8 protein-coding genes are annotated in these 11,235 nt (G+C 68.8%); 5 read left to right on the top strand and 3 right to left on the bottom strand.

Going from position 1 to position 11,235, the window contains the following annotated elements; all coding sequences use genetic code 11:
• Nucleotides 1-441 precede the first annotated feature (441 nt).
• Nucleotides 442-1,080 (bottom strand): response regulator transcription factor, encoded by a 639-nt coding sequence (locus ACWF0M_RS21045; RefSeq protein ID WP_452237374.1) that lies wholly within the window; start codon nucleotides 1,078-1,080, stop codon nucleotides 442-444.
• On the bottom strand, nucleotides 1,068-2,957 hold the full coding sequence (locus ACWF0M_RS21040) for a sensor histidine kinase (RefSeq protein ID WP_452237373.1): 1,890 nt from the start codon (nucleotides 2,955-2,957) through the stop codon (nucleotides 1,068-1,070). Before ACWF0M_RS21040 ends, ACWF0M_RS21045 begins: the two co-directional genes overlap by 13 nt.
• Nucleotides 2,958-3,105: 148 nt before the next feature.
• On the opposite strand from ACWF0M_RS21040, the gene ACWF0M_RS21035 reads away from it, so the two are divergent.
• Nucleotides 3,106-3,411 carry a hypothetical protein gene (locus tag ACWF0M_RS21035; RefSeq protein WP_452237372.1) on the top strand — a complete coding sequence of 102 codons (306 nt, stop codon included), beginning with the start codon at nucleotides 3,106-3,108 and terminating at the stop codon, nucleotides 3,409-3,411.
• Between the two features lie 32 nt (nucleotides 3,412-3,443).
• On the opposite strand, the gene ACWF0M_RS21030 is transcribed toward ACWF0M_RS21035, so the two are convergent.
• A complete protein-coding gene (locus tag ACWF0M_RS21030) occupies nucleotides 3,444-5,933 on the bottom strand; it encodes a bifunctional FO biosynthesis protein CofGH (protein ID WP_452237379.1) in 2,490 nt (829 codons plus the stop codon).
• A gap of 115 nt (nucleotides 5,934-6,048) precedes the next feature.
• Here ACWF0M_RS21030 and ACWF0M_RS21025 point away from each other — a divergent pair, with 115 nt between their 5' ends.
• The 4 genes from ACWF0M_RS21025 (at nucleotide 6,049) to ACWF0M_RS21010 (ending at nucleotide 11,235) form a co-directional block, all read left to right on the top strand.
• The gene (locus ACWF0M_RS21025) at nucleotides 6,049-6,603 is read left to right on the top strand and encodes a TetR/AcrR family transcriptional regulator (RefSeq protein WP_452237371.1); all 555 of its coding nucleotides are present in this window, start codon (nucleotides 6,049-6,051) and stop codon (nucleotides 6,601-6,603) included.
• 49 nt (nucleotides 6,604-6,652) lie between these two features.
• Entirely contained in the window at nucleotides 6,653-8,947 is a 2,295-nt protein-coding gene (locus ACWF0M_RS21020) for a CehA/McbA family metallohydrolase (RefSeq protein ID WP_452237370.1), read from the top strand.
• Nucleotides 8,947-9,342 carry a hypothetical protein gene (locus ACWF0M_RS21015; protein WP_452237369.1) on the top strand — a complete coding sequence of 132 codons (396 nt, stop codon included), beginning with the start codon at nucleotides 8,947-8,949 and terminating at the stop codon, nucleotides 9,340-9,342. Before ACWF0M_RS21020 ends, ACWF0M_RS21015 begins: the two co-directional genes overlap by 1 nt.
• Nucleotides 9,343-9,411: 69 nt before the next feature.
• Entirely contained in the window at nucleotides 9,412-11,235 is a 1,824-nt protein-coding gene (locus ACWF0M_RS21010) for an ABC transporter permease (protein ID WP_452237368.1), read from the top strand.

Here is an 11,235-nt window from a genome sequence, read left to right as displayed (position 1 = left end):
GCAAACCGACCCCCCACGCTGAACTGGCCCCCACCCGCACCCGTACTGCGTGGCGGAATTCAGAAACAAACGCCGCCCGTGTGGGGTGTTGGTCGCCACCTCACTGGCGACCAACACCCCACCGACACGGCCGGCGTCCTGCTGTTTGCCCCGAGAGGGCAGCGGCCCGAAGGAGGGCGGTCCCGCGTCTCATTCCGTGGCCGGCAGGGGAGGTACAGTCCGGTCACGGACGGGAGTGCTGCGGGATCCACCTGGACCTAGTGCCGGCGACCCGTCCGCCGCCGACAAGTGAACGGTGTCACGCGGCCCGGCGTACCGGGAATCCTCCGGTTCAAACATTTGCATTGCCTTTGAAGTAAGCAACGCTCAGTGAAAATCTCCTCACTTTCCGTGCAGATGTTGCCTTCTGCAACAACTAACCACTCGTCAAGACTCCTGTGCTCACTGGCGGAGCTGGGTCAGAACGGCCAATACCCGGCGGTGGGTGTCCGGGGCGTCGTCGATGCGCAGCTTCTGGAAGATGCTCCGCATGTGACTCTCGACCGTCCGCTCCGCGAGCACCAGGTGGGCGGCGATCGCGCCGTTCGAGCGCCCCTCTGCCACCAGTGCCAGCACCTCGCGTTCCCGCGCAGACAGCGCGGACAGCGGATCGTCGGGACGCGTCGGCGTCACCAGCGCGGCGACGATCGCCGGATCGAGCGCCGAGCCACCGTCCACGACCCGGCGAATCGCGTCGAGGAAGTCGCCGACGCGCAGCACCCGGTCCTTGAGCAGGTACCCGAACCCTCCGGTGCCGACGAGTCCGACCACGTGCCGCGTCTCGATGTGCTGCGACAGCATCAGGATCGGGCGGTCCGGCCGCTCCGCGCGCAGCGTCACGGCCGCCCGCGCGCCGTCGTCCGTCATCGTCGGCGGCATCCGTACGTCGATGATCGTCAGGTCGGGATCCACCGCCCGCACCACGTCGACGAGCGAGTCAGCGGTCTCCGCCGTACCGGCGACGTCGTGACCGTTCTCGGTCAGCAGCCGGCTCAGACCCTCACGGAACAAGGCGGAATCCTCGCCGATCACGATGCGCACGGGATCTCCACGGTGATCGAGGTCCCGGCCCCGGGCGGGCTGTCGACCGTGAATTCCCCGCCCGCCGACGCGACCCGGTCCCGCAGCGACGTCAGCCCGAACCCCTCCTTGGCCCCGCCGACACCGTCGTCGCGGACCACGGCCCGCAGTACCTGATCGGTCACGCCGACCGAGATCGAGATCCGGGTCGCAGAGGCGTGCTTGAGCGCGTTCGCGATCGCCTCGCCGACCGTGAAGTACACCGTCGTGGCCGCACTCTCACCGACCTCCAGTTCGGGTACGACGAGGTCGACGGGCAGTGTGCTGTCCGCGACCAGATCCCGCAGCGCGACGGCAAGACCGTCGTCGAGTCGACTCGGCCGTACCCCGTGCGCGATCCGCCGGAGCTCCGCGACAGTGTGCTCGAGCGTTTCCACCACCTCGTCGAGCTCCCGATACGCCGGTACGTCGGGAGGCAGCTGGTACTGCACCGACCGCAGCCGCATCCCGATCGCGATCAGCCGCTGCTGGGCCCCGTCGTGCAGATCACGCTCCAGTCGCTGTCGTTCCGCGTTGACCTCGTCCATCAACCGGGCCCGACTCGACCGGACCTCGGCCAGCGCTTCCTGGAGTTCCAGGCGCAGCCGGCTGACCTCGATCGGCAGCCGGGCCTCGACGGCCGCTTCGCGCGCCCGCCGAACCCGGCGCGCAGACGTCGTACCGAGGACCAGCGCGCCGACCACGGACTCGCCGGTCTGCAATGGGATCGCGTCGTCGGGTACGTCGAGTTCCGCCCCGGGGCGACGCAGCAGCACCCGTAGCCCGGGGTCATCGAGCGCGGAGCGGAGTACGGACTCGATCTGCTCCGGCTCGGCCGCCCCGTCGCGGACCTGCCGGACGAAGGCGCGGATCCGGGCCAGCGCGACTGTCCGGTCCGGGTCGACCAGCCGGCCGATCGCGCGGTGAATCCAGTGGTACAGCGGCAGCAGGACCAGTGCGGTGACGAAGGCGGCGGTCGTGATGCCGACCCGGTCGGGGAAGTACCCGCCGACCACGAGGACCACGACCGCGAACACACTCGCCGAGATCAGCGTGGTGACGAGCCAGCTGACGGTCGCGCCGAGCAGCCGGTCGATGTCGAACAGGTCGTGCCGCAGGATCGCGACCGTGATCGCGCCCGGGACGAGGAACAGCATGGCGATCAGGAACCAGGTGTAGGCCAACGTCCCGGACACGCCCGTCGCGGTCGCCAGCCAGCTCGCGGCGAGCAGGATCGGCACCGCGATGGCCGCGGCCATCAGCCAGCGCAGCCGTTGCCGGGTGAGATCGTCACCACGCCGGTACCGCACCACCAGGCTGGACGCGGCCGCGAGCAAGGTGGCCAGAAACGCGCCGAACGCGACGACGATCAGCGCCGTGTGCACCGGCGTCGCGGCTTCTTCCCGGGAGACGACGAAGTTCACCAGCGCGGCCGAGACCGGCACCGCCGCCCAGATCCATCGCCAGAGCCGGCCGGGCAACAGGCCGTCCGGGAACAGCAGGATCAACGTGACGAATCCGAGAAAGATCCACGGCCAGGCGCCGACCGCGACCTCCTCCACCGCGGAAGCTGATGGCCAGCGCGCCGCGGTCCGAGATGTCGAACCCCAGTCCTCGGCGGTGAAGACCAGTGCGGGCATCGTCGCGGTCAGTGCCAGCGCCGGCCCGATCGGGCTCGCCGGTACCCGGGTTACGACCAGCCAACCGAGCAGCAGCGACGGCAGCAGCAAGACGGTCGACAGCGGCCAGTCCGCCGGTGACCCGATCGACGGCGGGCCGTACGCGAGCACCGCGCGTACGGCGGCGGCCGCGACGAACACGACCGTCGCGGCGACGACCAGACGCCGAGGCCGGAGCACAACCACATGATGACCTCGGACCGCCGCTCGCGCACCCGTGCCAGCACTTAGTGGCCGGCCACGACCGAAGTCCGGCGACAGCACCGATGTGGAAGGCGGTGCGGCGAGGCGATCGTGAGGGGATCAGCTACTCGAGGAGGGGATTCCCGTGATCGCCATCGCCACCGTCCTGTTCGCCTTTCCGCTCGGCTTCTTCCTGCGGAACCGGCTGTCCGCCTACATCGCCTACATCGCGATCTTCGGCTACTGCTTCACCTTCCAGTTGGTGTACCTGATGCGCAGCTGGGTCGGGGACCACTCGCAGGCCTTCCCGGCGGATCCCAACGCCTGGCCGTTCGGGTACCTGTTCGTGACCGCCGGCATCTACGTCGTCGGCAACCTGCTGGTCGCGCTCGGGCACCGCGTCGGCAGCAAGCGCCGTACCCGGGCAGTCGACCTCGACCCGATCAAGTGACCAGTCGCCTGGCGCTCCTGGATCCAGGAGCGTCAGGCGAGTTCGAGCTCGGTCGCCGGGCGGGCCGGCACGTCGCCGTACGTCGTGGTGCGCTGCCGGGCCGGCCGCCCGGCAGCGGTGGCCATCGCGGTGAGTTCGGCGATCGACTTGCGGCTGCCGTGCTTGGAGCCGGCCATCCGGCTGATGGTCTCCTCCATCAGGGTGCCGCCGATGTCGTTGACGCCACCGTTCAGTACGGCGACGCAGCCGTCCACGCCGAGCTTCACCCACGAGCACTGGATGTTGTCGATCCGGCCGTGCAGCATGATCCGCGCCATCGCGTGCACCGCCCGGTTCTCGTCGTACGTCGGACCGGGCCGGGCGACACCGGCCAGGTAGATCGGCGAGTTCTGGTGGATGAACGGCAGCAGCACGAACTCGGTGAAGCCGCCGGTCTCGTCCTGCACCGCGGCGATCGTGCGCAGATGCTGGACCCAGTGGTGCGGCGCGTCGACGTGGCCGTACATCATCGTCGAGCTGGACGGCAGGCCGACCTTGTGCGCGGTGCTGATCACCTCGATCCAGCTTGCTGTCGGCAACTTTCCCTTGGTGAGGATCCAGCGGACGTCGTCGTCGAGGATCTCGGCCGCGGTGCCGGGGATGCTGTCCAGCCCGGCCTCCTTCACCGAGATCAGGAACTCCTCGATCGACAGGCCGGTGCGCACCGACCCGTTCACGATCTCCATCGGCGAGTACGCGTGGACGTGCATCTGCGGGACGCGGTCCTTGACCGCGCGGACCAGGTCGGCGTACGCCGTACCGGGCAGGTCGGGGTGGATACCGCCCTGCATGCAGACCTCGGTGGCGCCGATCACCCACGCCTCCTCGGCGCGCTGACCGACCTCATCCATCGACAGCGAGTAGGCGTCGGCGTCGGTGCGGCGCTGTGCGAACGCACAGAACCGGCAGCCGGTGTAGCAGACGTTGGTGAAGTTGATGTTCCGGTTCACGACGTACGTCACGTCGTCCCCGACCGTTGCCTTCCGCAAGTCGTCCGCAAGTTGCGCGAGCTGATCCAGCGCAGGCCCGGTAGCAGTCATCAGAGTCAGAGCCTGAGCGTCCGAGAGCCCAGCAGGATCCCGCTCGGCCGCGGCGAGAGCTTCCTTCACATCACCTTCGATCCGTTCAGGTGCAGAACGACCGGCGACCTGCTCGCGCAGTACATCCCAGTCGCCGTACGCCGCATCGAAGTCCGAGCGGGTTTCCGTGCGGCGACCTTCGGTGTCGATTGCGGTGTGCAGATCGGTTCGCCCGACGCTGTCCCACCCGCCGTCCGGCTCCTGCCACGGGAGGCCGACCGGCCGCGCCTCCTCGTTCGCGAGACCCGTGGCGGGATCGACCAAAGCCTCAACGTGGGAGATGAGTCGCGGGTCGAGCCATGGCTCCCGCAGGTACTCGGGATGCGCCGTAAGCCGCTCCCGAAGAGTGAATCCGGCGTCGGCGGTCACCTTCGCGAGGTCGTCGATCTGCGGCCACGGACGCTCGGGGTTCACGTGGTCGGGGGTGAGCGGCGAGACCCCGCCGAAGTCGTCAACGCCCGCGTCGAGCAGCGCACGGCATTCGGCGAGGTCGACGAGGTTCGGCGGCGCCTGGACCCGGACCCGCGGCCCGAGCACGATCCGCGTCACGGCGATCGCGGCCAGCCACTCGTCCAGCGGTACGTCGGCGTCGTTGCGCATCGCGGTGTCCGGCTTCACCCGGAATCCCTGGATGATGACTTCCTGGATGCCGTTGTACTGCCGGGCGATTTTCCGCAACGCGAAGATCGAGTCGGAACGTTCCGGCAGCGTTTCCCCGATGCCGATCAGCAGCCCGGTCGTGAACGGCACGTTCGACCGCCCGGCGTCCTCGAGCACCCGGAGCCGAATCGCCGGGTCCTTGTCCGGCGACCCGAAGTGCGGCTGGCCCTTCTCCTCGAACAGCCGCCGCGACGTGGTCTCGAGCATCATCCCCATGCTCGGCGCGACCGGCTTCAGGCGCTGCAGGTCCTGCCACGACATCACGCCGGGGTTCAGGTGCGGCAGCAGACCGGTCTCCTCGAGCACCCGGATCGCCATCGCGCGGACGTAGTCGAGCGTGCTGTCGTACCCGGCCTCGTCGAGCCACTGACGCGCCGCGTCCCACCGGTCCTCGGGCGCATCGCCCAGCGTGAACAGCGCTTCCTTACAGCCCAGGGCCGCGCCTTGCCGCGCGATCTCCAGCACCTCGTCCGGCGACAGGTACGGCGCGTGCACCCGGCCCGGCGTGGTCGCGAAGGTGCAGTAGTGGCACCGGTCGCGGCACAACCGCGTCAGCGGGATGAAGACCTTCTTCGAGTACGTGATGATCCCGGACCGGCCGGCGTCGGCCAGGCCTTGGTCGCGGACCCTCGCCGCGGTGCTCATCAGCGTGGTGAGAGCGTCGCCGCTCGCGCCGAGCAGCACCTCCACCTCCGCCGGGTCGAGGGTCTTGCCGTCATCCGCACGCTTGAGTGCGCGTCGCATCGCTGTCGTCAGTTCAGGGGCCACGGAATCCGAGCCTAAGTCGCGGAAAACGCTGGATCCCGCGATTCCGGACAGCAAAATCAATCCGTACAGACGTCCTGATAGTTTGCTGTTCGTGCAGGTCAGGCGGGGTGTGGACGGGCGCCGGGTGCGCGGTGAGCAGCGCCGGAGCGAGTTGCTCGCGGCGACCTTGGTCGTGATCGAACGCGACGGAGTCGCAGGTGTGAGCCATCGCGCGGTGGCCGCAGTGGCCGATGTCTCGGTCGCGTCCATCACCTACCACTTTCCGACGCTGGACGACCTCCTGGTCGCGGCGCTCCAGTCGGCCGCGGAGGATCTCGCCGCCGAGCTGCACGGCCGCGGGAGCGAGCTGGGTGCGCGGCCCGCCGACGAGTTGGCGCGGCTGATCGAGCACAGCGTCGTACGGCGACGTGGCCGGACGCTGGCGCTCTACGAGTTGTATCTGTATGCGGCTCGGCGGCCTGACCTGCGGGAGACGGCCGGTGCGTGGTTGGAGCCGCTGACGGAGATCGCCAGGGCGTGCACCGCGGATCCCCAGAAGGCGAGGCTGTTGGTGGCCGCTCTGGACGGCCTCCTGATGCAGGCGCTGATCGGCGCCCGCGATCTGGACCAGGCCGACGTCGCCGCGTTATTGGAGGTGCTGAGGTAGACCGCGCCGAGTAGGGTCGCGAAGGAACTCGCCAACAGGGAGGTCCTCGGTGTCAGAACCCCCAGTGCAGCCCCCAGTGCAACCGCTGTTCGCATCCGCGGCCCGCGCCGTGCGGAAACTCCAGGAACTCGGCGATCCGTTGCCCGCCGACGTGGTCACCCAGCTGTCCGAGCTTGAGGGCAGTACCCAGCTCGAGAGCCTGCTGCGGCCGTTCGTCCTGCTGGACGTGACGATCGACGAGCAAGGAATCGCGGTGTGCGCGCCCGGCGCCGCGCCGCCGCGACTGGTTCAGCACGGCTGGCGCAGTTTCCTCGTGCGGGTGGCGAATCCGCATCGGATCGAAGCCAACCTGGTCGCGGGGAGCGGTGGCGTGTACGGCGTGATCGACTACGTCAGTCACTCCGCGCGGATCGCCTTGCACGACACGCTGACCATCGTCCCGCGGATCAAGGACGCGTGGCTCGACGCGAAGATCGCCGTACCGAGTGAGCTGTCCGGCTTCGAGGTCGAGTACAAGGTCATCAGCCTGTACACCCGCGACGACGGCGTCCGGCAGGGCGGACTGTCGGTGTTCGCCGCGGACGAGCACAACCATCACAGCCTGAGCCGGACAGCTCTTGGCTTCGCGGGCTTCCGGACGAACTTCGAGTTGCGTGAGTACGCCGCTTCGTTCGACTTCGACTGCGCCGCCGCCCGCGAGATCGAGCTCGACATCCGGGAGCCCGACGGACGCAGCTGCATGGCCGCGATCACCGTGCGGGACGAGCAGGGACGTTCGTACCCGTCCAAGGCGATGCGACTGGCGCCGGACATGTTCTTCCACGAGCACGTGTATCGGGCGACCGGCGAGATGATCCGGCTGCCCGAGGGACGGTACGAGATTTCCGCGATCCGCGGGCCTGAGTATCGGCCGGTCCTGGCCACAGCCGACATCGACGCGGAAACGTCGGAAATTCCGATCATTCTCGATCGGTGGGTCGATCCGGCGGGCCGCGGCTACTACTCGGGCGATCCGCACATCCACGCCGGCGGCTGCTCGCACTACAACGTCCCGAGCGAAGGCGTCACGCCGGAAACGATGATCCGGCACGTCCGCGGCGAAGGCCTGTGGCTGGGCAGTGTGCTCACCTGGGCGCCGTGCTACTACCACCAGAAACAGTTCTTCAGCGGTGAGTCGATCAGCCCGCCGGCCGATCTGGAGTACCCGGCGATGCAAGCCGCGCAGGGCATGACGTGGACGCCGCAGCCGACGGATCGCGATGCCGAGAGTGCGTTGCGGTACGACGTCGAGGTGTCGGGGTTCCCGTCCAGTCACTCCGGTCACCTGATTCTGCTCGGCCTCACCGACCAGGACTATCCCGGGACCAGCCTGATCGAGGACTGGCCGTCGTGGAACCTGCCCGTCCTGCGTTGGGCCAAGGAGCAGAACGCACTGGTCGGGTACGCGCATTGCGGCGTCGGCCTCGGGGTCGGCACCGAGGAGTTGCCGAACTACATCGTGCCGTCCTTCCAAGGCATCGGCTCCAACGAGATCGTGGTCGACGTACCGCTCGGTGCCGCCGACTTCCAGTGCGGAGGCCAGTTCGCGCCCGCCGCCGAGCTGAACATCTGGTACCACCTGCTCAGTGTCGGCTTCCGCACCCTGATGCTCGGCGAGACCGACTATCCGTGCATGTACGACGAGGGGCCGGGCGTCGGGCGCACGTACGTACGACTGGCCGAACCGCCCACGGGTCCGCAGGCGATCGAGGCGTGGATCACCGGCCTGCGGGAGGACGCGTCGTACTTCGGGGACGGCCGGAGCCATGTCTTCGAGTTGGCGGTCGACGGTGAGGTTGGTCGTGAGCACCCGCTGGACGCGCCAGGCCCGGTGCGGGTCAGCGCGACAATCGCCGCTTGGCTGCCCGAGGATCCGCCGCCACCGCCGGCGGGGCGTCCCGTGTACAGCGCGCCGGTCGGCTGGCACCTCGAGCGAGCCCGGATCGGCACGTCCCGGTCCGTGCTGGTAGAGGTCGTGCTGAACGGCGTCGCGGTCGCGTCTCAAGAATTGGTTGCCGATGGCACCGAGCAGGAAGTCGCGTTCGACGTACCGGTGGAAGCGTCGTCCTGGCTCGCGTTGCGGATCCTGCGCAGTGTGCACACCCAGCCGATCTTCCTCGAGGTCGGCGGCCGGCCGATCCGGGCGTCCCGCCGCAGCGCGCAGTGGCTGCACGACTCTGTCGATCAGCTGTGGAAGGTGAAGTCGGGGTTCATGCGGGAGGAAGAGCGGGCCGCCGCGCGGCAGGCGTACGACGAGGCGCAGGCGATCTACCGGTCGAGGCGAGACGAAAGCGAGACGGACTGATGACCCACCAGGCACCCGCCATCGGATGCTGCGGACCGGTCGACACCGACGCGCCGCTCGCTGTGACGATCAACCCGGAGGCGCGGGTGAACGTGGCCCGCAGCGGTGCGCCGATCGGGACCTTGAAGCCAGGGGAGTGGCACACGCTCGCAGTGACGGTCGTCAACGACGGCTTCGTCACCGGGCCGTTGGCCGTCGAGGCGGAACCGGTCAGCGGGCTCCAGTTGGACCTGCCGGTGCAGGAGTTGACCGGTGAGCATCGTCAGGAGGCCGCATTCCGGGTCCGGCTCGACGAGCCCACCGTTGTCGACGTGACCCTGACTTTCCGCGCTCTCGGCGCACTCGGTGGTCTGGCCAACCACAGCACGATCAGCCTTCTACTGTCAGCACAGTAGCGCGCGAGCTACCTCTGGTCGGGTGCTGAGGCCAGGGCTTGTTGGAGTCGCAGGCTGTTGGCTGAGTCCATGCTGAGGTTGTCTGTCGGGGCGCTGGGGACCAGGTGGCAGTTGTTCGCCGGTGCGGTGGTTGCTGTCGCGCTCGGGGTCGGGTTGGTGCAGTCCGGGCTGCAGATGCTGGCTGCGACCGACAGGCCGGTGTTGCCCGCGGGACTCTCGGCGTACGAGCGAGCCAAGGTCCGTGAGGGGTACGTCGGTGCCGCGACGCTGCTCGGAATGTCGGTCATGCTCGCCGTTTTCCTGAGCGTGTTCATCGTCAGTACGACGTTCGGGTTCATGACTGTCCAGCGGCGGCGCGAGTTCGGCCTGCTGCGGCTGGTCGGAGCGCAGCGGGGCTACCTGTGTCTGATGGTGGTGACGGAGGCCGGACTGCTCGGGGTGGTCGGCAGCATGGTCGGGCTGCCGTTGGGTGTGCTCGCGACCTGGGCGCAGTCGTGGTTGCTCGTTCAGTTGGGGATGCTGCCGGAGTGGTTCGAGGCGCCGTGGGATCAGGGCGCGGTGTGGGCGGCGATGATCGTCGGCGTGAGTACGGCGCTGGTCGGCGTACTCGCCGCGGCCTGGCGGGCGTCGCGGGTCAATGCCCTCGAGGCGATCGTCGAGGGACAGGCGGCGCGACGGGTGATGACGCGATGGCGGTGGTTCTGGGGGTTGTCGGCCGCGTTCGGCACGGTACTGCTGGTGATCGTGGCGCAGGCGGCGCGGGACCTCGTGGCCGGGTTGATGATCGGCCTGGTTGTGATGATCAGCGGGTCCGTGGCGCTGAGCCAGCTGAGCCCCGTCGTCGTACCACTGGTCGGCCGGCTGCCCGCGATCGTTGTCCGGGGCAACTTGATTACGGACCTCGCGCGGGCCGGCGTGCTGCATGCGGTACGGCGGAGCGCGGCGACTGCTGCGCCGTTGATCGTGCTCGTCGGGCTGGTCATCGGGCTGTGGGGCACGTTCGGGTCGCTGGCGAAGGCGGTCGGAGTCGAGCAGAAACAGTTGATCACGGCCGATGTCGTGGTCGATCGCGTCGTCGCACCGGGCCCGGGGATCGTGGCGGCCTCGGCGCAGACCGCCGTACCGATCGCTGTGACGCGGGGACGGAAAACGCTGTACTCCGAGGCGATCGGGATCGATCCGGCCGCCTACCAACGGACCCACAAGCTGCGGCCGCGGAAGGGTTCGCTGGATCGGCTGACCGGGCGGACGATCGCGATCGGACCGGGGATGGCGGCCGAGGGGTACAAACTCGGATCGACGCTCAAGGTTGCGCTGGGCAACCGATCGATCGCCGTGAAGGTCGTCGCGATCATGCCCGAGACGCTCGATGTGAGCGAGAACTTCTTCGTTCCGAGGAGTCTGCTGCCGGCCGGTGGGCGGACCGAGACGCTGGTGAAGCTGGCGCCCGGCGCGACGATGGACGGTCAGACGGTCGAGCAATGGGCGGAGGCGCGCGGTGAGGCGCAGCAGCGCAGCAATTCGGGACTGTTCGCCGCGCTGCTGGGGTTGGCCGGGATCTTCACCGCGGTCGCGGTCGTCAACGCGGTCGTGATGTCGACGGCTGACCGACGGCAGGAGTTCGCCTTGTCACGGTTGGCCGGGCTGACGCGGGCGCAGGTCGTGATGGTCGCGCTCGTGGAATCAGGGACCGTTGTGGTGGTCGGCGTACTGCTGGGATCGTTGGTCGCCGCAGCCGCGCTCGCCGGAGTCGCTGCGGGACCTTACGGCCTTGCTGCGTTGGCGATTCCGTGGCGGCTGCTCGGATTGATCTTCGCCTCGGCGCTGGTGGTCGTCGGGGCCGCCACGGCACTCACGGCCGGTCGAGCCACGTCTCGCCAGCTCGGCGACTAG

This window comes from Kribbella sp. NPDC055110, assembly GCF_053607525.1.
Note: the sequence above shows the minus strand (reverse complement) of the source record. Positions and strands in the feature narration are given on the sequence as shown.

Bases quoted from the DNA above. Each gene is read 5' to 3' on its own strand.
- ACWF0M_RS21030 (WP_452237379.1), bottom strand. From the start codon at position 5,933: ATGCGACGCGCACTCAAGCGTGCGGATGACGGCAAGACCCTCGACCCG.
- ACWF0M_RS21015 (WP_452237369.1), top strand. From the start codon at position 8,947: ATGACCCACCAGGCACCCGCCATCGGATGCTGCGGACCGGTCGACACC.
- ACWF0M_RS21010 (WP_452237368.1), top strand. From the start codon at position 9,412: ATGCTGAGGTTGTCTGTCGGGGCGCTGGGGACCAGGTGGCAGTTGTTC.